11 protein-coding genes are annotated in these 21,692 nt (G+C 70.4%); 6 read left to right on the forward strand and 5 right to left on the reverse strand.

Going from position 1 to position 21,692, the window contains the following annotated elements:
* The first annotated feature begins 8 nt into the window (after positions 1 to 8).
* The 4 genes from IE260_RS31675 to IE260_RS31690 are packed head-to-tail and all read left to right on the forward strand — an operon-like array spanning position 9 to position 4,511.
* Entirely contained in the window at positions 9 to 3,035 is a 3,027-nt protein-coding gene (locus IE260_RS31675; protein ID WP_189878134.1) for a sensor histidine kinase, read from the forward strand.
* Positions 3,032 to 3,466 (forward strand): roadblock/LC7 domain-containing protein, encoded by a 435-nt coding sequence (locus IE260_RS31680; protein WP_189878137.1) that lies wholly within the window; start codon positions 3,032 to 3,034, stop codon positions 3,464 to 3,466. Before IE260_RS31675 ends, IE260_RS31680 begins: the two co-directional genes overlap by 4 nt.
* Positions 3,467 to 3,475: 9 nt before the next feature.
* Entirely contained in the window at positions 3,476 to 3,871 is a 396-nt protein-coding gene (locus IE260_RS31685) for a DUF742 domain-containing protein (protein ID WP_189878139.1), read from the forward strand.
* A 34-nt stretch (positions 3,872 to 3,905) separates the two neighbouring features.
* Positions 3,906 to 4,511 carry a GTP-binding protein gene (locus IE260_RS31690; protein WP_189878140.1) on the forward strand — a complete coding sequence of 202 codons (606 nt, stop codon included), beginning with the start codon at positions 3,906 to 3,908 and terminating at the stop codon, positions 4,509 to 4,511.
* A 58-nt stretch (positions 4,512 to 4,569) separates the two neighbouring features.
* Here IE260_RS31690 and glpK read toward each other — a convergent pair whose 3' ends face one another.
* The 3 genes from glpK to IE260_RS31705 all read right to left on the reverse strand — a co-directional run bounded on the left by glpK (position 4,570) and on the right by IE260_RS31705 (position 8,133).
* Entirely contained in the window at positions 4,570 to 6,093 is a 1,524-nt protein-coding gene (gene glpK / locus IE260_RS31695; RefSeq protein WP_189878142.1) for a glycerol kinase GlpK, read from the reverse strand.
* Positions 6,094 to 6,149: 56 nt separating this feature from the next.
* Positions 6,150 to 6,899 (reverse strand): MIP/aquaporin family protein, encoded by a 750-nt coding sequence (locus IE260_RS31700; protein ID WP_189878144.1) that lies wholly within the window; start codon positions 6,897 to 6,899, stop codon positions 6,150 to 6,152.
* A 502-nt stretch (positions 6,900 to 7,401) separates the two neighbouring features.
* Positions 7,402 to 8,133 carry a hypothetical protein gene (locus tag IE260_RS31705; protein WP_229881487.1) on the reverse strand — a complete coding sequence of 244 codons (732 nt, stop codon included), beginning with the start codon at positions 8,131 to 8,133 and terminating at the stop codon, positions 7,402 to 7,404.
* A 183-nt stretch (positions 8,134 to 8,316) separates the two neighbouring features.
* Between IE260_RS31705 and IE260_RS31710 the strand changes: the two genes are divergently transcribed.
* Positions 8,317 to 9,408: a hypothetical protein gene (locus tag IE260_RS31710; RefSeq protein WP_189878148.1), complete on the forward strand. Its 1,092-nt coding sequence runs from the start codon at positions 8,317 to 8,319 to the stop codon at positions 9,406 to 9,408.
* A 98-nt stretch (positions 9,409 to 9,506) separates the two neighbouring features.
* On the opposite strand, the gene IE260_RS31715 is transcribed toward IE260_RS31710, so the two are convergent.
* Positions 9,507 to 18,539, reverse strand: a complete 9,033-nt coding sequence (locus tag IE260_RS31715; RefSeq protein ID WP_229881489.1) for a golvesin C-terminal-like domain-containing protein — start codon at positions 18,537 to 18,539, stop codon at positions 9,507 to 9,509.
* A 371-nt stretch (positions 18,540 to 18,910) separates the two neighbouring features.
* Between IE260_RS31715 and IE260_RS42065 the strand changes: the two genes are divergently transcribed.
* Positions 18,911 to 19,489: a hypothetical protein gene (locus tag IE260_RS42065; protein ID WP_229881493.1), complete on the forward strand. Its 579-nt coding sequence runs from the start codon at positions 18,911 to 18,913 to the stop codon at positions 19,487 to 19,489.
* 433 nt (positions 19,490 to 19,922) lie between these two features.
* Here the strand turns inward: IE260_RS42065 and IE260_RS31725 are convergent, their stop codons facing one another.
* The gene (locus tag IE260_RS31725) at positions 19,923 to 21,548 is read right to left on the reverse strand and encodes a GGDEF domain-containing protein (RefSeq protein WP_189878152.1); all 1,626 of its coding nucleotides are present in this window, start codon (positions 21,546 to 21,548) and stop codon (positions 19,923 to 19,925) included.
* Positions 21,549 to 21,692: the final 144 nt, after the last annotated feature.

Genomic DNA, 21,692 nt, shown 5'->3' on the forward strand with positions numbered 1-21,692 from the left:
GGGAGGCCATGCGCTTTCGCGGGAAGTCGATCCGCCGGAAGATCGTGGCGCTGCTTCTCGTGCCGCTGGTGTCCCTCACCGCGATCTGGGCCTTCGCCACGGTGCTCACGGGACGCGAGGCGGGACGGCTCTTCGACGTCTCGACCCTCGCGGAGAAGGTCGGCTACCCCGTCGAGGACACCGTCCGCGTGCTCCAGCAGGAACGCCGGCAGACCCTCGTCCATCTCGCCGACCCGCGTGCCTCGGACGGACTGGCCGCCCTGCAGCGCAGCCGCGCCGCGACCGACGAGGCCGTCGCCGAGGTCCGCCGGAACGCCGCGGACCCCGACGTGCGCGACGCGCTGGGCCCGGCCGAGGGCGAGCGGCTCACGGCCCTCCTGGACGCCCTGGACGGCATCGGCTCCCTGCGCAGCAGCGTCGAGGAAGGCACCGTCGACCGCGCACAGGCACTCGGCCTCTACAACCGCCTCGTCGACCCCTGTCACCTGCTCCTCACCAGCCTCCACGTCGTCGACGACATCGGGCTGGACAAGCAGTACCGCGCCCTCGTCAACCTCTCCCGCGCGCGGGAACTGCTCTCCCGCGAGGACGCACTCCTCGGCTCCGCCCTGGTCACCGGCAGGCTCACGCGCGCCGAGATCCGGGACGTCTCCGACCTCGTGGCGCAGCGCACCCTGATGTACGAGATCAACCTGCCGCTGCTGCCCGCCGCGGAACGGGGCCGCTACGAGCGCTTCTGGAAGAACGCCTCCTCCGCGCCCCTGCGCGTGGCCGAGGAGGCGACCGTGTCCGCGGAGGCGGGCACGCCCCGCTCGGTCACCGCCAAGAGCTGGGACACCGCCGCCGGGAGCGTGCTCGACGAGCTCGGCACCCTCGACGACCACGCCGCCGACCGCTACCAGGACCGCGTCCGGCCCGTCGCGATGAACGTCATCCTCAAGGCGGTCGTCGCCGGCGCCCTCGGCCTGATCGCCCTGCTGTTCTCCCTCTTCCTGTCCGTGCGCGTCGGCCGCGGCCTCATCCGGGATTTGAAGCAGCTGCGCCTGGAGGCCCACGAGGCGTCCGGTGTCCGCCTGCCCAGCGTGATGCGCCGGCTCTCGGCGGGCGAGCAGGTCGACGTCGAGACCGAGGTGCCGCGCCTGGAGTACGACAAGAACGAGATGGGCGAGGTCGGGCAGGCCCTCAACACCCTGCAGCGCGCCGCCGTCGAGGCCGCCGTCAAGCAGGCCGAGCTCCGCGCCGGCGTCTCCGAGGTGTTCGTCAACCTCGCCCGCCGCAGCCAGGTACTGCTGCACAAGCAGCTCACCCTGCTCGACGCCATGGAACGCCGCACGGAGGACACCGAGGAACTCGCCGACCTCTTCCGCCTGGACCACCTGACGACCCGCATGCGCCGGCACGCCGAGGGCCTGGTGATCCTCTCCGGCGCCGCGCCCTCCCGGCAGTGGCGCAAGCCCGTCCAGCTCATGGACGTGGTGCGCGCCGCCGTCGCCGAGGTCGAGGACTACGAGCGCATCGAGGTCCGCCGGCTGCCCCGCATCGCCGTCACCGGCCCGGCGGTCGCCGACCTCACCCACCTGGTGGCCGAACTCCTGGAGAACGCCACGGTGTTCTCCCCGCCGCACACCGCGGTGCAGGTGCTGGGCGATCGGGTCGCCAACGGCTTCACCCTCGAGATCCACGACCGCGGCCTCGGCATGGCCGCCGACGCCCTCCTGGACGCCAACCTCCGGCTCGCCGAGACACCGGAGTTCGAGCTGTCCGACACCGACCGGCTCGGCCTGTTCGTGGTCAGCAGGCTCGCCCAGCGCCAGAACGTCAGGGTGTCCCTCCAGCCCTCCCCCTACGGCGGCACCACCGCCGTCGTCTTCATCCCCGACACCCTGCTGACGGACGATGCCCCGGACACCAACGGCGTCGGTTTCCGCCTCGACCGTCCCCAGCGCCCCAAGGAGCACGCGCGCGAGGACAACCGCCGCTCCGCCCTCGCCCAGGTCCCCGTACGGCTGCCGGGCCTGCCCGCCCCGCTGCTGGACGGGCCCGTCGAACTGGAGGCGCCCGTCGACCTGGACGCCCTGGAGGACCTCCCGGGCGGGCTCGGCGACGAGGACAGCGAACGCGGCGGTCTGTTCCGCCGGCGCCGCTCCCTCGTCCCACCGGAGGACGCCCCGACGCGCCGCGGCGAACGGCGGCAGCAGGAGGCCGCCCGGGCCGACCGGCACGACGGCCCGCAGCGGACCCCCGGCGACCCGGAACCGTCCGCCGCCGACGCGGACCCGAACGCCCCGGTCCCGCTGCCCCGCCGCCGGATTCCCAAGCTGGTCAGTTCACACGGACGCCCGGTCGCCGAACGGGCCCCCCGGGACACGGCGGACGGGGCGTCCGCGGCGGACACGAGCCGCGAGGAACCGGACGACACGCGCGCGCTGCCGGCCCGACGCCGCCGCGCGGACCCCGCGGCCGCCCGGGACACCGGCCGGCCGGAGCCCGATGCGCTTCCCTCGCTGCCCGCCCGCCGGCGCGGCACGCCCCACGCGCGCGTGGCAGCCCCTGCCGAGCGGGGCGAGGAGCACGGCGCGTCGCACGACCTGAACGGCGAGGAGGCGCCCGGGGCACCGGCACTCCCCACCCGCACCCGGCGCGCCGAGATCACGCCGAGCGCCCGCGAAGACCCCGCCCGGCGCCCCGGCCCCGGGCCGCGGCGGACCGACGCCGGTCCGGAGCCCCGCGGGTCCGGCTCCGGAGCCGGACCGGGCGACGCCGCTGCGGGGGAGCGCCCTCTGCCCCGGCGCGTACGGCAGGCCAACCTGGCTCCCCAGCTCAAGCGGACCGTCGAACGGAGCACCACGGACCGCTCCGAGCCCGCCGAAAGGGATGCCGAGCAGGTCCGCAGCCGCATGGCCTCCCTCCAGCGGGGCTGGCAACGCGGCCGGAAGGAGAACGCCGAGGGCGACGACGACCACAGCGCCACGGCACCACGAGAGCCAAAGGCACCACAAGCACCACAAGGAACGACAAAGGGGGACGGTCGATGACCGCACCGAAGGCGACCGGCCACACCGCGACCAAGTCCGGGGAACTCAACTGGCTCCTCGACGACCTGGTGGACCGCGTCGCGAGCATCCGCAAGGCCGTCGTCCTGTCCGGGGACGGCCTGGCGACCGGGGCCTCCAAGGACCTGACCCGTGAGGACAGCGAGCACCTCGCCGCCGTGGCCTCCGGTTTCCACAGCCTCGCCAAGGGAGTGGGCCGCCACTTCGAGGCGGGCAGCGTCCGGCAGACGGTCGTCGAACTCGACGACGCCTTCCTGTTCGTCACGGCCGCCGGCGACGGCAGCTGCCTCGCGGTCCTGTCCGACGCCGACTCCGACGTCGGCCAGGTCGCCTACGAGATGACCCTCCTCGTCAAGCGGGTCGGCGTGCACCTGGGCACCGCGCCGCGCACCGATCTGCCCTCGGGCGGGTAGTGGGATGACATGAGCGCAGACGGTCAGGGAAGAAACCACTGGTTCGACGACGAGGCCGGGCCGGTCGTCCGTCCGTACGCCATGACGCGCGGCCGCACCACCAGTGCGGCGCAGCACCGCCTCGACCTGATCGCGGTGGTCGTCACGGAACCCCACGCGGACGACTCGGAGGCGGACGCCACACTGGCCCCCGAGCACGTCGACATCGTCGGACTGTGCCGGGAGACACCGCAGTCGGTCGCCGAACTCGCCGCCGAACTCGACCTGCCGATCGGGGTCGTACGGGTCCTGGTCGGCGATCTCGTGGATGCCGAACTCGTGCACGTGAACCGTCCCGTGCCCCCGGCCGAGCTGCCGGACGAGAACATTCTGCGCGACGTGATCAACGGCCTGCGGGCACTGTGAATCGGCCTCCGGGCACGGTAAGGAGAAGAGATCGATGATCTTCGGGCGTTCTCAGCGCGGCAAGCCGCCGGTCGAGCCCCTCACGCTCAAGATCCTGGTGGCCGGCGGCTTCGGCGTGGGCAAGACCACCCTCGTCGGCGCGGTCAGCGAGATCAGGCCGCTGCGCACCGAGGAACTGCTCACCGAGGCAGGCCGGCCCGTCGACGACCTCAGCGGTGTGGAGGGCAAGCACACCACCACCGTCGCCATGGACTTCGGCCGGATCACGCTGCGCGAGGACCTGGTGCTGTACCTCTTCGGCACACCGGGCCAGGAACGGTTCTGGTTCATGTGGGACGAGCTCTCCGAGGGCGCGCTCGGCGCCGTCGTCCTCGCCGACACCCGCCGCCTGGAGGACTGCTTCGCCGCCGTCGACTACTTCGAGCGGCGCTCCATCCCCTTCCTCGTCGGCGTCAACTGCTTCGAGGGCTCCGCCCGCTACCCGGCCGACTCCGTCCGCCAGGCCCTCGACCTCGACGGGGACGTACCGCTGGTGATGTGCGACGCCCGTGACCGGGAGTCGGTCAAGGAGGTCCTGATCGGCGTCGTCCAGCACGCGAGAACCCAGGCGGCGGACCGGCGCCGAGCCGTCACCACCTGAGCCACGCGCGCGGGCCCGGGCAGGCCACGCCTCCCCGGGCGAACCGCGGCAGCGCCCCTCAGCCCTCGCCGTCCTCCTCCATCCAGCCGAAGCTCTTCTCGACCGCCTTGCGCCAGTTGCGGTACTCGCGGTCGCGCACCGCCGCCTCCATGGCCGGCGACCACTCGGCGTCCTTCCGCCAGTGCGACTTGAGTTCGTCGAGGCCGTTCCACACACCGGTGGCCAGCCCGGCCGCGTAGGCGGCACCCAGGCAGGTCGTCTCGGACACCCTGGGCCGGATCACGGGCACGCCCAGCACGTCCGCCTGATGCTGCATCAGCAGCTGGTTCCTGGTCATGCCGCCGTCGACCTTCAGGGTCGTGATCCGTACCCCGGAGTCCTGGTACATGGCGTCCACGACCTCGCGCGTCTGCCAGCTCGTCGCCTCCAGCACCGCGCGCGCCAGATGGGCCTTCGTGACGTACCGGGTGAGGCCGGTGACGACCCCGCGCGCGTCGGAACGCCAGTACGGTGCGAACAGCCCCGAGAACGCGGGCACGATGTACGCGCCCCCGTTGTCCTCCACGCTCGCCGCCAGCGGCTCGATCTCGTCGGCGGTGCGGATGATGCCGAGCTGGTCGCGGAACCACTGCACCAGGGCGCCCGTGATGGCTATCGACCCTTCCAGGCAGTAGACGGGCGCCTCGTCGCCGATCTTGTAGCCCATCGTCGTCAGCAGCCCGCTCTTCGAGGGCACCGGCCGGTTCCCGGTGTTGAGCAGCAGGAAACTGCCCGTGCCGTACGTGTTCTTCGCCGTGCCCACGTCGTAGCAGGCCTGCCCGAACACCGCCGCCTGCTGGTCGCCCAGAGCGGAGGCCACCGGCACACCCGAGAGCTGGCCGACGGCGGTGCCGTACACCTCGGCGGAGGACCTGATCTCGGGCAGGACCGCCTCGGGGACGTTCATCGCGGCGAGGATCGACGCATCCCACTGGAGTGTCTCCAGGTTCATGAGCATGGTGCGCCCGGCGTTGGTCACGTCGGTGACGTGCCGGCCGCCGTCCGTACCCCCGGTGAGGTTCCAGATCAGCCAGGAGTCGATGGTGCCGAAGGCGATCTCACCGCGCTCCGCGCGTGCCCTGAGACCGGGCACGTTGTCCAGCAGCCAGGCCGCCTTCGGACCCGAGAAGTAGCTGGCCAGCGGCAGGCCGGTCTGCTCGCGGAACCGGTCCTGCCCGTCCGTGCCGCCCAGCTGGTTGCACAGGGACGCGGTGCGGGTGTCCTGCCATACGATCGCGTTGTGCACCGGCTTGCCGGTCGCCCGGTCCCACAGGACCGTCGTCTCGCGCTGGTTGGTGATGCCGAGCGCGCTGAGCTGGTCGGCGCGCAGCCCGGCCTTGGCGATCGCCCCGGCGACCACGGCCTGCACCTTGGACCAGATCTCGGTGGCGTCGTGCTCCACCCAGCCGGGCTTGGGGAAGATCTGGCGGTGCTCGCGCTGGTCGACGGCGACGATCGCGCCGTCGTGGTCGAAGATGATGCAGCGGCTCGAGGTGGTGCCCTGGTCGATTGCGGCGACGTACTTCGCGGCGTGGTCCGTCATGGCTACCCCTTGGGCTGGGTTCACGTAACTGCAGAGGCGACTGCTCCGGCGGCTGATCAGAAGGCCGCGTTGTAGACGAGGCCGGCGAGCGCGCCGCCGATCAGCGGGCCGACCACCGGGATCCAGGCGTAACTCCAGTCGGAGGTGCCCTTGTTCGGGATCGGCAGGAAGGTGTGGACGATGCGCGGACCGAGGTCGCGCGCGGGGTTGATGGCGTAGCCGGTCGGCCCGCCGAGCGAGAGACCGATCCCGACCACCAGGAGGGAGACGATCAGCACGAGGGTGCCGGACTCGCCGAGCCCCTCGGTCAGCCCGAAGGCGAGGATCGGCAGCACGAGTCCGACGGTCGCGACGATCTCGGTGACCAGGTTGGCCACCGGGTGACGGATCTCCGGGATGGTGGAGAAGATGCCGAGCGTCGGAACCGGCTCGTCCGCCGTGCCCTCCGTCGTTCCCGTCTTGCTCACGTTGGCCTGGAACTGGGCGAAGTACGTCAGGTAGCACAGCACGGCGCCGATCATGGCGCCGACCATCTGGCCCAGCAGGTAGACCCAGACCTTGCCCCACTCACCGGTGTCGACGGCGATGCCGAGCGTGACGGCCGGATTGAGGTGCCCGCCGGAGAGAGGGGCGGCGGTGTACGCGCCCGCCAGCACGCCGAACCCCCAGCCGAACGCGATGACCACCCACCCCGCGGCCCGCGCCTTGGAGTACCTGAGGGTGACGGCGGCGCAGACGCCCGCGCCGAACAGGATGAGGATCGCGGTACCGATGACTTCGCCGACGAAAATGTCTCCGTTGCTCATGGCGGCTCCTAGGCCCTGGCCCGGGACGGTCGGCCCCGGTCCTGAAGTGCAGGGTGCGTTTCCCACGGCGACTTCGGCCGGAGGCGGGGGGTCCCGAGCCCCGCCCGGCGTCCGTGACGAGCGTGCCGTCGCAGCCGAACCGCCCGTGGGGGAATGGGCCTTGCAGTCAAGGAACCCGCACGGCGCAGTACCGGAATACGCCGAGTTGTACGGCGATGTCGACTGACACGGGCAGTGTCGACCGGCACTCGGGGGGCGTCAAGGTCGCCGACGGCAACGGTTGCGACCCGGGGCCGGTCACGCGGGGCCTCGCGGGGAGCGCCGCCCGGGACCGACTGCCGAAGCCGTATGTGCGCCTAGACAGGGGCGTTGAGATCCCTGTCCTGCGCTCCACGCGCCGGAGGAATTCCGTGGTCGCTGCTCGTCTTGTCACCACCGTCGCCGCACCGCTCGACCCGGGGTCGGCGGAGGCCCCGAGGTGCTGTACACACCCGGACGGAGGTTACTCGTGCAGCGCGGTGACACTGAGGTGCTCGCCGTCGCACCGGACGAGCGCGCCGGGGCGGCCCAGCGGGCCGGGATTCGCTTCCCCGCCCCGTGGTCGCGCGACTTCGGATCGGTCGCGGTCTCGCCGACGGGCGACGCCGCCGTGTTCGCGGGCGTTCATGCGGTGCGCTGCGTGGAGGCCGGCGGAGCGATCCGGTGGGAGGTCCGCCACCGTTGCCGGGGCGAGTGCGACCTTCCGCACGAGTCGTTCGCCGAGTACGCCGACGACGAGGACCATGCGTACGCGGACGGCGGTTCGGTCGCCGTACCGGCGGACGGCAAGCTCGTCCGGGCCCACGTCCGCGGTCCTCTGGCCGACGGCACGCGGCCGGACGACGAGGAGGACCAGGTCGAGTTGCTCCGCCTGACCGGCAATGGAGTTCCTGCACAAGTTGCAGGTGCCACGGTCGGTGTACATCTTCGCGTTGCCGCCCGTGAGCCCCTTCGACAGGGCCTGAGTGACCATGTCACCCTCGGCGTGGTCCTCATAGGACGTGGCGGTCATCCGGTGCCCTTCCCGGGGAAGGGAACGGGCCTTTCGAATCGACCGTTCTGTGCGTAGACCGATCCGCGACCGCCGTCGAAGTCCAGCCGGCCAGACGTCGATCCGGATCCGTTCCATCGTCTCCTCGGACTCGTCCGCTGCGATACCCGCCTCCACAGCCCGCGCCAGGTTCTGCTGCTGCACGGCCCGACGGCACTTCGAAGCCGGCGCCTCCAGAACGTGGTCCAAGGACGACACGTCGAGCGTGGGCGGCTCCGTGGCGACGTGCGCCTGCGCATTCACGTCGACGTTCGCCTCGGTCCGGATCCCGCGGCTTTCCCCGCGGCGGCACGCTACCTGCCACTCGGGTGTGGAAACATGCCGTCCATGTCCACCGATCCCATAGACGCGGCCGCTGTGGCACACACGGCCCGCCTCGTTGCCACGGTCCCCACCCCCCTCGGCGCCGCGGACGCCGATGCACCGCGCATCCAGCACGGGCCCGGCCACAGGCTGCTCGTCCAGCGCGGGGACGACGAGCTCTCCGTGGTCGGGCTCGGCTCGACAGGGCAGGAGCACGGCGCCGAGTTCCGCTTCCCCGCCCCCTGGCCTCGGCCCTTCGGCGATGTCACCGTCTCTCCCACGGGCGACCTCGCCGTGTTCAGCGGCGTGCACGCCGTACGGGCCGTGGACCGGACAGGCAAGGTCCACTGGGAGCTCCCGCACGGGTGCTGGTCCGCCGCCAAGTGCACGGCGGCCCATGCCTCGTTCGAGGAGTACGCGGACGACCCGCGGCATCGGCGCGCAGGCCGCGGTTCCGCCGCGTTCAGCCCGGACGGCAAGCTGGTGTGGGCCCATGTGCGGCACGCACAGGACTGGCCGCACGAGGAGTGGCTGGTCCTCGACGCGGCCGACGGGTCGGTGCTCGGCCGGACCAGGACCTCGACCGTGGGTTCGGCGTCCGCCCACTTCCCGCATCCCGACGGCTCGTACATGGGACTGACCGTCGGTGAGGGGCATGAGGACTCCCCTTCCCTGTGGGGGCATTGGGACGGTACCGAGCTGGGCTTCGAACGCATCGAAGGGGTATTGCTGCAGGACGTCAGTCCGTCCGGTGGGCACTTCCTGTGCACGGATCCCGGCCAGTGGGCGCTGTACCTGCACGAGTCTCCCGGCGCGCAGGAGACCGGACGCCTCAACGCCAGGGATGTCGTGCCACCCGCGCCGGGTGAGGACATGGCGCGCTGGGATTACGAGGGCGCCTACCCCTACGAGGACGGCGCCGTCGTCAGCACCGATGGGCACACCGACGAGCCCCGTCACTGGCTCGTGGACCCGGGCACACTCGCTCTGCGCGGGCGGATCGTCTACTCCCTGCCGGTCTCGGGCAGCCCGTTGCGGGCCGGCCCCGGCCTGTGGGCCACCCTCGCCGAGGACCGCACGGCCGTGCACCTGTGGAGCCTGGCCGACGCGAGCTGAGCGCGTCCCGCGACGCGAACGCCCGGCCGGGGGAGCTCCCCGGCCGGGCGTCCTGCTTGCGTGTCCGGCGGCGCCACTGGAGGTGGCGCCGATGTCTCCTAGCGCCTCAAGCGCCAGAACGTCCGGAAGTCGGTCTTGTCGGACGCTCCGCCGAACACCTCACCGTCGAGCTTCATCTTGCTCTGCTCGACGAGTGGTGCGCAGATGTCGGAGCACACGTTCTTCGACGTGCCGCCGTACAGCACCTCGTAGTCCGGGTTCTCCTCGAGCCACCTGAACACCGATTCCTCGGCGTGCTCGTAGGCGGGATTGCCCTTCTTGGTCACACGTCCGGGCACCAGGTTGCCGGGCACGAACGACTGGCCGTCGAAGAGCTCCAGAAGGTCGCCCTTCTGACCGGAGCTCATGCCCACCTTCTCGATGATGTCCTTGGTGCCCTTCTTCCGGACCCCGATGACCGCGACGGTCACCATGGACTCCTTGAAGAAGTGGAGCTGACCGGCGAGTTCCTGGGCGCGCTGCTGCGCCCTGACCGCCTCGTCCTTGTAGCCACAGTTGTGGACCAGGACCGCGGCGGCACCCGACCCCACGTAGTACGTGTGGACGCCCTCGACCGACAGGTTGTAGACCCTGGCCGAGCGGTGGGCGGTGTCGACCGCACTGATCTGGACCCAGGTACCGGCCGAGGTCTGCAGCCACATACCGGACTTGAGGTCCTTGGCCGGGACCCACTTGCCGAAGTCCGGCAGCCAGTACAGGTGCGCGGCCGTCGAGGTCAGCTTGAGCGCCTTGCCCTTGCCGCCGGAGTCGACGGTCAGGGTGACCAGGTCCTTGGTGCCCTCGTGATCACGCGTCTCGGTGACCTCCCGGGCCCGGGTGTCCCCGGTCTCCGGGTCGGTGGCCACGACCAGGTCACCGACCTCCAGCTTCTCGATGGCCCGGGTGGTGCCGTCCGCGAGGACGACCTGGGTGCCCGGCAGGAAGCTGTTCACCTTGCAGGCGGGCGCCTCCGGCTTGTCCGGCGACTTCGTCGTCGGGGCGTCGGCGCCGTCCACCTTGCGTGTGTCGCTCGCGGCGTTCGCCGCGTCACCGGCGTTGTCCACCGCCTTGCGCGCGTCGTTGGCGGAGTCCACCGCCTCGACACCCTTCTCGACGTAGCGGCCGGCCTTGACGGCGGTGGCCGCGTACCCCGCGAGCGGGATCGCCGAGGTCAACGACAGGGCGGCGTCGACATAGTTGCCCTCGGCCGCGTACCAGATGCCGTTGGCGACGTCGGCGACCTCACCGACGACGGGGACCAGGCCGACCACGTCGAGCGTGGCATGGCCGATGTCCGAGAGCGACAGACCGAACAGGTGCCCGTCGAGCTCGACGAAGCTGATCGGGTTGCCGCCGGCGAACGCGTACCGGTTGCCGGTGAACGGGTCGGTGGCCAGGGACATGTCGGCCAGGGCGCCGCTGTACGAGTCCCGGGTGAGGAAGCGGTTCAGCCCCGGGTCGTAGTTGCGGAAGCCCATGTCGTACGTGCCCGAGGCACCGTCCCAGCGCGAGGAGTTGAAGCGGAACGAGTTGTAGTCGCTCTTGCCCTCGGTGCCGCTGCCCGGCTTGTCCGCACCGGTCATCTGGGACGAGTCGTCCGAACCGTAGGCCGTGTAGCCGTACGTGGAACGGGTCTTGCCGTCCTCCTTCGTGATCGCCTCGACGTCGCCGCGCGGACTCGTGACGTACTGCGAGACCTCCTTGCTGCCGTCGTCCTTGTGCTTGATCTGCGTGGCGCGCTGACCACCGGCTATGTACTGGTAGTCCTTGTCCGTCTTGCCGTCGACCGTCTCGCGCAGGAGCGTCTTGTCCATGGCGAGGTAGGTGAACGCCGTGGTCTTGCCCTGGTCGCCCGAGGTGGTCTGGGAGACCGTCCGGTCGAACGGGTCGTAGACGTACGAGGTGGTCACCGCGGTGGCGCCCACGCCCTGCCGGACCTTCGCCTCACGGTCGAAGCCGTCGTAGTAGTGCTTCTCGACGGTCTGACCGCCGGTGCTGACGGTGTCGAGCCGGCCCAGCGGGTCGTAGTTGTAGGTGGACGTGACCCCGCCCGAGCTCGCCGACAACAGGCGGTTGCGGTCGTAGCGCTGGGTCGTGGTGACGTCGTCCACCGTCTGCTCGACGATGTTGCTGTTGCGGTCGTAGCGGTAGGACTCGGTGGACGCGTCGTCGCCGCTCTTGGTGACCTTGGTGATGCGGTCCTGCGGGTCGTAGTCGAAGGTGTACGTGTTGTTGATGTAGGCCGAGTTGTCATCGGCGTTCATCAGCTTCAGGACGTCCTTGGAGCGGTGCCCGTTGGGCGAGTACTCCAGGTCGTGCTGCGCCACCACGGTGCCGCCCGAGGTCTTCTCGAGCGACTGCTCCACCGACCCGTCCGGGTAGTAGCGCATGTCGAGCGTGTTGCCGTTGGGCTTGGTCTGCTTCAGGAGCTGGCCGCGCCCGGTGTAGGTCATCGTGGTGATCTGCTGATCGCCCGCGGTGGGCGAATCGGCGTTGGTCACCTTCTTGACCATGTCGCGCTCGTCGTACTCGATCTTCGTCCAGGTCAGATCGTGCGTGGACGTGACGGGGTTGCCGTTCTCGTCGTAGGTCAGCGAGGTGGTGTTCTTCACCGTGCCGCCCGCGTACTCCTCCACCTTGGTGATGTGGTTGAGGCCGTCGTACGAGATCTTGTACGTGTCGATCTTCGCGCCCGGCGAGAGGTCACGGACCTCGGTCATGTTGCCGTTCGCGTTGTAGCGGTAGGTGAAGTCCTTCTTCTCGTTGTCCGTTTCACCGGAGTTCGAGCGGACCACCTTCACCGCGTCCGCGAGCACCGTGCCATTGGCGGCGTCGGTCAGCGTGACCTTCTGCGGACCGTCCTCCACGAACGCGTAGGACCCGAGTGAGACCCACGTGCCGGCGTTCGTGGTCTGGTCGACGGTCTTGGTGGTGCTGCCGCCGTCGTGGTCGACCTTGAACTTGGCGTCCGAGGCGGCACCCGTCAGCTTCGGGTAACGGACGAACACCTCGTAGGTGCCGTTCTGCGGGATGTTCAACTGCCAGGACAGCGACGAGCTGCCGGTACCCGCGGGGTGCGAGTACGTGTCGTAGCCGTACTGCTGCTCGGCCTGCGTCCGCGACCAGTTGCCCTGGGTCGCGGTGTTGTTGAAGTCCGAGCTGTCCACCAGGACGACCTGGTTGCCGACCGGCACACCGTCGTCCGAGCGGGCCTTCTTGTTGCCCGACGGGTAGTAGTCCCACGTCATGGTGCGCTGCTGGGAGCCGCCCGCCGAGGTCAGCGTGTTCTTCGTCTGCTGGCCGAGCTTGTTGTACTCGTAGGCCGTGGTGATGTCCCACGGGTCCTTGGCCGTACGTGTCCAGCCGTTGTCGAAGTACGTGTACTCGGTGACGTTGCGGACCGTCTGGCCATCCGACGGGGGAGCCGAGACCGACTTCAGGTTGCCGACGGAGTCGTACTCGTAGAACACCGAGTCCGGTGAGGAGTAGACCGCGTCGTCCTTGTCGAAGGGCGAGCGCTCCTCCTTGACCCGGTTCAGCTCGTCGTAGACCGTCTCCGACATGAAGTCCGCGTCGTCGTCACCGGTGGCGACACCACGCGGGGTGGTGGTCTTCGTACGGTTGCCGACCTGGTCGTACGCGTACTTGGTCGTGCGGTAGGTGATGTTGCCGGAGGTGTCCTCCTTGACCGGCACCTTGGACTCCACGAGAGCGCCGCGTTCGTCGTACGTCGCGAGCGACTCGTTGCCCTCCGCGTCGGTCTGCGCGATCTGGAGGCCGTCCTTGTCGTAGCGGACCGAGGTGGCCCACCCCAGGGCGTCGACCGTGCGCTTGACCCGGTGGTTCAGGTCGTACTCGTAGCGCGTGGTGTAGTCGTCGGCGTTCGCGGTGGCGTTCTTGCGTGCGTCCACGACCTTGACGACGTTGCCGACGTTGTCGTACTCCACCGTCGCCTTGTTGCCCTCGGCGTCCACCATCTCGATCGGCTGGTAGATCGCGTCGAACTTGGTGGTGGCGGTGTAGTCGCCCTCGGTCGCCGTCAGGTTGCCCTGTGCGCCGGTACCGGAGACGAGGTTGCCGACCTTGTCGTAGACGGAGGTGGACTTGCGCACCGGACCGCCGGGCTCGTCGGACGGCTTGACCGACTCGATCCGCTGGTCCGCCTTGTCGAACACCGCCGTGGTCTCGGCCCCGTTGGGGGCGAAGGCCTTGGTGATGTTGTCGTTGGCGTCGTAGACCGGCTCCGGCGTGACGATGAACTCGCCTGCCTTCTGGTCCTTGGGCTCGCGCTTCTCCAGCGGTCTGCCGAACGCGTCATAGGCCTGGCTGACCTCGGCGCCCTGGGCGTTGGTCACCTTGGTGACGTTGCCTCGCACGTCGTAGACGAAGTGCGAGGGGTTGCCGGCCGCGTCCGTGATGGTCTTCGGGTAGCCGACCGGCTCGAACTCGCCGTACTGTGTCGCGTGCCCGTTGGCGTCGATCTCCTTGGTGACCTGGCCGTACTGGTCGTACTCGGTACGGCTGGTGTAGTCGCCCTCGGTGGCGGATGCGACGCCCTTGGGGTCGGTGACCGAGGTCAGGTTGCCCTTGGGGTCATAGCCGAACCGGTAGGTGCGGCCCTCCGGGGACTTCTTCTCGAAGAGGTCCGCGATATGGCCGTTGAGCCCGTAGGAGTATGTGAGGGTCTGCGCCGCGGTGCCGTTCTTGTTGGCCTCGGCGTCCTTCATCTCCAGCGGATAGCCGGTGCTGGTGTCGTACTTCCACGTGGTGACAGCGCCGTTGGCCTCCTCCAGGCGCGTCACATTGTTGTCGGTGTCCCAGGCCGTCTTGGTGGTCTCGGACTTGGCGTTGGTCATCTGGGTGGCGCGGCCGTACCCGTCGAGCACGTACTGCGTGTCGTGGTTCTCGGCGTCCGTCACCTTGGTGTTGACGACCGAGCCCGCCGTGCCGTCCGGATCGGTGTACACATAGCCGGTGGTCCCGCCCAGGCGGTCCGTCAGCGTCTGCGTGTTCCAGTGGAACTTCGGGTCGTCGCCCTCGCTGGGGTAGTAGTAGTCCAGCGAGGTGGAGTTGCCGCGCGGATCCGTGACCTTGACCAGCTTGGCGTTCTTGTTGCCCTGCTCCATGTCGTAGGTGAAGCGGAACACCTTGGGCTGCGCGCTGCCCGCACCGTCGGTGAGGGTGGTGAGCAGGCCCTGGTCGGAGTACTCGAAGGTGATCTTCCGGCCCGAGATGTCGGTCATCGACTTGACGTGGTCGATGATCTTCGGGCTGTTGGTGTCGTCCTTCGTGTAGTACTCGACCGTCAGCGACTGGCGGGCGGCCGGGTCCTCGATGTAGGTGAGGAACTTGACCGGCTTGTTGTTCGACTTGCGCTCGGCGTACGTGTACGTCTGCGTGTTGCCGTTCTTGTCGACGACCGACGTCAGGTAGCCGTCGCAGTCGAAGAAGAACTGGGTGCGGTCCGGACGGGTCAGCGACCAGGCCTTCGGGTCGCCGTCCTTGTTGGGGGTGCAGTCCACGCCGGTGCCCTGCCGCAGCAGGTAGTGCACACCGGCGGGCGCCAGCCACGTCCCGTCGTCCTGCTTGCGGAAGACGTGGGCGGTGCCGTCACCGTCGGGGAGGGTGACCTCGGTCGGGTGGGGGTTGGGGTGGAAGTCCAGCGCGGCACCGAGACGCAGCGGCATCGCGGCCTGGGCCGACCAGCCGTGGCCGAGGACCGTGTCGGAGGTGTCCTGGGAGTTGTACGCGAACCGGGCGAAGGTGGTGATGCCGCGGCCCGGGTTGGAGAACGCGTTGTACTGCCAGACGCTGTTGCCCGCGTACAGGTTCGTCATCAGCGACGATCCGGCGCCCGTGTTCTTGCCCGCGTACGAGTAGAACTTCTCCAGGCCGAGCTGGTTGGAGGTCGGGTCCTCGGTGCGGACGTTCTGCGCCAGCGGGGCGATGGACTCCGACTGGGAGAGCCAGCCGCCGGTGGTGGTGTTCTTCAGGTCCCACTTCAGCACGTAGTCCAGGCGCTTGTTGCCGGAGTCCGAGTTGATCGGGGCCTTGAGCTTCGCCGGCACGGTGACCGAGTCGCCGGGCAGCACCTCGTCCGGCAGCGCCGTCTCCACCTGGTTGCCGCCGGTGGTGGCGTCGGTGCCGTCCGGGAGCGACCAGGTGTAGGACAGGGCGTGGGTGCCCGCCGCCCAGGTGCTGGTGGTGGTGTTGGTGACGGTGACGTCGACGGTGTACTCGTCGCCCGGGATCATCCGGGACGGCGTGTACGGGGCGTGGTACGTCGTCTCCGTCGACTTCGTCAGGTACGTGACGACCAGCTGCGGGCGCAGCTGCGGCTCCTCGGCCTCGGAGGAGAGGAACAGCGTCCGCTCACGCGGGCCGCCGGTCGACTCGTCGCGCAGTCTGACGGCGACGCCGTGGTTGCCGGCCGGGTCGGAGATCCAGCTCTGGGCGAGTGAGGTGATGGACCAGGACTGCCGTGCCGGGTCGTTGGTGACCGTGCCGACCGTGTCGGAGACGGTGGCGCTCATGTCGCCACCGGCGGTCGTCCACGAGGTGGTGGAGTCCGCCTTCGTCCAGGACGCGGTCGCCTCGTCGAAGTCACGCGTCAGGCCGTGCGCCTCGTAGATCGCGCCGCTGGAGTCGGTCGCCGTCTGGAAGCCCCACATGTTCAGCTGTGCCTCGAGGACCCGGGCGTTGCCCGGGATCTCGCCGACGCCGGGGAACTTCAGCACGGCACGGGTGTTGCCGTACGTGGCGGAGTTGTTGCCCACCGACAGCCACGGGCGGGCGACACCGGCGTCGGTGAGCGTGTCGTGGCCGGTGGACGGCTGCGCCGAGGAGAGCGTGGTGTCGCTCTGCCCGGACTGCAGCACCACCGTGGTGCGGCCCGCCTTCGGCAGACGCACCAGCTCCGTGGCGGACGGGAGGACCTGTCCGTCACGGGTCTTCACCGCGACCATGTAGTAGTAGGCGTCACCGAACTCCTCGGCGGAGTCGGCCGGGGTCGGCCGGGCCGAGGTGTCCGTGTACGCGCGCGTGTCCTTGGCGACGGGGGAGACCAGGGTCTGCGAGGACGGCTTGAAGTGCTGGAAGACGCTGCGGTGGACCTGGTACTCGACGATGTCGTCGGCCGGCGAGGTCGACGGGTCGGTGTACGCGGGCCAGCTCAGCTCGGCACCGGTGGAGTGGACGACCTTCGGCGGGTCGACGTCGACACCCTGGTTGCCCCAGGTGAGGACCAGCTTCGGGTAGTTGGCGACCTCGCCCTTGTAGGCGTACTCGGCGGCCTCGTACCGCGGGCCGCCCTTGGGGGCGCTCGCGGACTCGTCGGCGGCCTTCACCACGAAGCCGTGGTTCTCGTAGGTGCCGTCGAGCCACTGCTGGACCGTCTTGGTCACCGGGAAGGAGTGCCAGGTGTTGACCGCCAGCGGCTGCTTGGTGACCACACCGCCCTTGGTGAAGCGCACCGCGTCCGCGAGCACGGCCGTGGAGGTCGAGGCGGGGCCGTCACCGAGCACGACCTGGCCGGTGGTGCCGGCCCGGAAGGGGTGCTTGCCCAGCGGCTTCCAGACACCTTCGGTGCCCGCCCGCTGGTCGACCTGGTAGGTCTTGGTGCCTCCGTCGTACGTCACCGTGTAGGGCGCGTTGGCGGCGCGGTCGGAGGCCGGGACGTAGTGCACGTCGACCTGGTACTCGCCGTCCTCGGGGAGGCTCGGCCGCCAGGTGTACCTGTCGCCCGCCGTGGCGTCCTTGTTGTACCGGTAGTCCTGCCCGACCGCGTACTGGGTGTACGCGGTGTTCCCGGAGGTGGGCCAGGCGCCCTGGGCGGCTGTGGTGCCGGCGTCGCCGTCGTCGACGAGGACCGACGTGCCGGACAGCTCCCCGGTGATGCCGACCGCGTTGTTCCACGTGGCGCCCGTCTCGGTCCACGCCGTGGTGGCCCGGTGGGCCTCCAGCTGGACCTCGGTGTCGCCGGTGGTGTGCGTCTGGTCGTAGTAGAGCTTCAGTTCGGCCGAATCCAACTGCGTGCCGGCGGGTATGCCGGACAGCCCGAACCTCAGCAGCGCACGCGACGTGCCGGTGCTGGTGTTGCCGACCGAGAGGCGCCAGAGGTCGGCGTAGTTGGCGCTCGGATCGTCCGAGGAGATCATCGCGTCCGCGGACTGCGACGGAGTGGGCGCGATCGTGACGGTCGGGTCGACCGTCACCGGGTACTGGCGCTCCGGCGCCGCCAGCCACTTGGCGTCCGGCTTCAGGGTGAGGCCGTAGGACCCCTCCTTGCCGGACAGGACCTGGCGGACGGCGTCGGTGCCGGTGGTGCCGTACGCGGAGGCGGCGTTCTTCCTCGCGTCCGTCATGAACGGCGCGGGGATCACCAGCGCGGGAGCGCCGACGGGGGAGTTCTCGCCGTACAGCGAGACGGTGCCGTTCTTCTCCGACTTGGCGGTCAGGCCGCCCGTGGTGAGCGTGAACTCGAAGGACGGTGTGCCCTTCGGACGCTCGTTGAGGACGATGTCCTCCTTCACACTGCCGTTGCCGACCGTGTAGGAGAGGTCGATCCCCTGGCCCAGGGCGTCCTTGTAGGTGACCTTGTTGCCGTCGACCGCCGGGGTCAGCTTCGCGGCGGCGGCGTCCTTGAGGCCGATGGCGACCCAGTGGCCCTCGTCGAGCTCGAAGCGGACCAGCTCACCGGGGCGTGAACCGAAGTAGGTGCGGGCGAGGTTGGTGGTGTTGGCCTTCTCGAAGCCCTTGCGGTCGGTGTCGGTGACCGCGGTGTCGATCGGCTTCCACTCGGTGTCCTTGCCCTTGCCCGTCTCGTAGGCGGTGGGCACGGCCGAGACCTCGGACTGGACCCGCCCGTCCGACATGCGCCAGTGACGGGAGTACGGCGTCCGTCGGTCCGTCAGCTCCTTGACGCGCTTGGCCTTCGGCGCGTCCTTCGCCTTGGCGAGCTTGTCACTGGCCGGTACGTCGGTGTCGGGGAGCTCGGGCGGGTCGGCCGGTTCGCCGTCCCCGTCGGCGAAGAGATTGCGGAGGCTGTCGGCGAGTCGCCCCGTGTCGGGTGGTGCCGCGAATGCCGGGGTCATCGGCGCGACGGTCGCGAGGACCGCCAGAGCCGCACTCGAGGCCAAGAGCCTTACGGCCCGTGGTCTGTGCATCGGTTTCCCTTCGGAGGAACCAAGGACCATCTGCCGGACGGCAGTTGGCAGCCGAGATTCCTAACAAGTGGCGCCCTGTCCATGTCAACCGCACAGACTATTTACACAACTCACCCAAAAGATCAGTCAGTTGCCGCCTGAGCTGCGCCTTTCCCTCTTCTTCGCAGCATCGCCCCGCAAAGCGGTGCGATGGGATCAGGCCAACCCTGACCGCTGAGCCAAGATCGCTTGACAAGGGCTTCCCCACGCCTCTTGGATCGGGCGGGGCCCGTCCGGGCCCACGGCTGAGGGGAGTTCGGATGAGCGGCGAGACGCGCGAGGCGGGGCTTTCCACGTCCACCCTCGCGCAGGCGGAGGCGGAGGCGGACGCTCTGGAGACGACCGGGACGGCTGACGCCGAGCCCGGAAGCGACGGAGACGGCGGGACTCCCCGGGGCGAGGACGGCAACCGCAAGCCCCACTCCGACCGCCCCATGCTGATCGCGGCCGCCGGCTTCCTCGTGCTCTGTCTCGGCGTCGTGCTGTTCGGTGTGCTGCGCGGCGGCGACGAGGACAAGGCCGAGCCCAAGGCCCCCACCGCCCCGGTGACGTACGAGGTGACCGGCGAGGGGACCGCCGACCTCAGCTACCAGGGGGCGAGCGAGCAGGGCGCGGCGGAGACCGTCTCCGGTGCCCGACTGCCCTGGAAGAAGACGGTCGAGGTGCCGCTCGGCCAGAACCCCGTCATCAGGATCACCTTGGGCGAGCAGGGCGGCCAGGCCCGCTGCGCGGTCGCCGTGCGCGGGCGGCACGTGCAGAGCGCCACGGCCAGCGGTGAGTTCGGCCGGGCGACCTGCTCCGCAACCCTGCCCGCACCGGCACCCGAGGCGTCCGACTGACGGGCCTGCCTGACACCTTCCCGCCTCACCACCGGCTCCGTGCGAAGGGGACGTGTCCATGACGCGGCGGGGGCCGCAGCCCGTGCACGGTCGAGGGTGCCGGGCCGGGCGGTACGCGGGCCGGGACCACTGTGCGGGCTCGCGTGCGGGCTAGGTCACCGCTCCGCCATGCAAGTCTCGCTCAGGAGCCGGCGGCGACCGGCCCGCCGCCGGCCGGTGGTGGGCCGGTCCTGGAAGTGTTCGGCAGCAGACGTCGCCATCCACACCGGATCCGCAAGGCCCTCACCTGTCCGAGATCCGTCGGACGCCCTGCCCCCTTGCCGGGCCCTCGCCGGCGGCATCCCCTGCACGCGGCCCAGCCGCTGTCTCCGTCGGCCTCCGTCACCGCCTCCGCGCCCGGCGGCCGACGCGCGCCGCGTCCGTCACCGCCCGCTCACCTGGTAGGTGTGGGCGCCAGCTCCGAGCCCCGGCGGACCTCGTGCCCCGGCACACCCGCACGGCCCACCACCCAACTCGCCCCGGGCAGCGCCTTCGCGGCCTTCTTCAGCGGGGCCAGACAGGCCGCCGCCTGCCGGTGGTCGGGCACACTGCCCGGTACGCACAGGACCGTCGCCAGGGACAGCGTCACGGACCGCCCGCCGGCCGACCACGAGGCGTCCAGGACGGCGGCCGCCAGCGGGTCGAGGCCCTCCGGATCGGTGAGCACCAGGAAGTCGTCACCGCCGATGTGGCCCACGCGCGTGTGCCCCGACGCCGCCTGCTGCAGTACCCGCCCGACCGTCCGGATCAGCTCGTCGCCCGCAGCGAACCCGGCCCCGTCGTTGACCTGCTTGAAGTGGTCCACGTCGAGCCAGCTCAGCGCGAACGGCCGCCCCTCGGCGATCCGCCGGTCCACCTCGCCCGTGATCGCGTCCGACCCGGGCAGCCGCGTCAGCGGATTCAGCCCGGCCGCCTCCTCCACCCGGTTCTCGGCCAGCGCCCGTACGAGATCCGCGAGCCGTACGACACCCACGCACCGACCATAGGCGTCGACCACCGCCACGTCGTCCGACGTACGGTCCCGGCCGCCGACCGCGACCACGTCCAGCACCTCCCAGGCCGTCGCGTCGACGCCGACCGTCCGCGGCAGGTCGCCCAGCTTGGCGGCGGGCCGGTCGGCGTACAGGGCGTGCCCGTAACGCCCCGACATCGACAGCAGGAAGCGGGACCGGTGCACCGACCGCACCGGAACGCCGTCCCGGTCGACGAGCAGCACCCCGGACACGTCCGGCGACCCGGTCAGCAGCGCCCGCACCTGCCCCGCGGACGCGGTCGCGGGCAGCAGCGCCGCCGGCCGTACGAACTCCCGTACCGACGGCCCCGACCGCGACACCGGCACCGCGCCGGGGGAGCGGGGCGGCACGTACACGTCCGCCGCGGGCAGCCGCGCGGGCGGCGCGAACAGGTCGCCCTGCGCCAGCTGGGCCCCGGCCGACCGCGCGGCCGCGCACTGCAGTTCCGTCTCCACCCCCTCGACGGACAGCAGCGCGCCCAGTTCGTCGCAGAGCGTCCGCATCGCCCGCACGGCCGCCGGCCGCGCCAGCAGCGAAGCGTCGAGCTTCACCAGCTCCGGCGCCAGGTCCATCAGCAGCCGCAGCGGCGCGTCACCGTCGCCCACCCCGTCCGCACAGATCCGGAACCCCTGGTCCCGCAGCGCCGCCACCGCCTCCAGCAGGGCCTGCTGCGGCACATGCGTGTACGGCGGTGCGACGTCGATCGTCACCTCCCACGGCAGCCGCCCCGCCTCCCGCACGGCGTCGTGCAGGGGGGCGAGCCCCCCGAGGTCGGCGAGCGTGCCGGCGAACACGTTGAGGTGCAGCGGCAGCAGGGTCTCCTTGTGCACCGCCGCCCGGAACGCCGCCACCGCCAGCCGGCCGTCGAGTCCGGGATCGCGACGGGCCTCGGCCAGGACGTCCCCGGCCTCCGGGCGGGCGAGTATCTCCAGCGCCGCGACACCGCCGGTCATCAGATTGACCACCGGCTGGAAGGCGAAGCGGAGAGTATCCGTCCAGGAGCGCACGGGAGCATGATGGCGCCGCCGGTGACCCCCCAGGCGGAGTTCATGGGACGTTCACGCAGGATTCGCGGGTCGTCACGGAGGGTATGGGAGGTGAATCGCAGTCCGGCACTTCCCCTGCGGAACCGATGCCTGATAGATGCAGGG

Origin of the sequence: Streptomyces viridiviolaceus (assembly GCF_014650995.1) — a bacterium.
Lineage (GTDB): Bacteria > Actinomycetota > Actinomycetes > Streptomycetales > Streptomycetaceae > Streptomyces > Streptomyces viridiviolaceus.

Bases quoted from the DNA above. Each gene is read 5' to 3' on its own strand.
- IE260_RS31675 (WP_189878134.1), top strand. From the start codon at position 9: ATGCGCTTTCGCGGGAAGTCGATCCGCCGGAAGATCGTGGCGCTGCTT.
- IE260_RS31680 (WP_189878137.1), top strand. From the start codon at position 3,032: ATGACCGCACCGAAGGCGACCGGCCACACCGCGACCAAGTCCGGGGAA.
- IE260_RS31685 (WP_189878139.1), top strand. From the start codon at position 3,476: ATGAGCGCAGACGGTCAGGGAAGAAACCACTGGTTCGACGACGAGGCC.
- IE260_RS31690 (WP_189878140.1), top strand. From the start codon at position 3,906: ATGATCTTCGGGCGTTCTCAGCGCGGCAAGCCGCCGGTCGAGCCCCTC.
- glpK (WP_189878142.1), bottom strand. From the start codon at position 6,093: ATGACGGACCACGCCGCGAAGTACGTCGCCGCAATCGACCAGGGCACC.
- IE260_RS31700 (WP_189878144.1), bottom strand. From the start codon at position 6,899: ATGAGCAACGGAGACATTTTCGTCGGCGAAGTCATCGGTACCGCGATC.
- IE260_RS31710 (WP_189878148.1), top strand. From the start codon at position 8,317: ATGTCCACCGATCCCATAGACGCGGCCGCTGTGGCACACACGGCCCGC.
- IE260_RS31715 (WP_229881489.1), bottom strand. From the start codon at position 18,539: ATGACCCCGGCATTCGCGGCACCACCCGACACGGGGCGACTCGCCGAC.
- IE260_RS42065 (WP_229881493.1), top strand. From the start codon at position 18,911: ATGAGCGGCGAGACGCGCGAGGCGGGGCTTTCCACGTCCACCCTCGCG.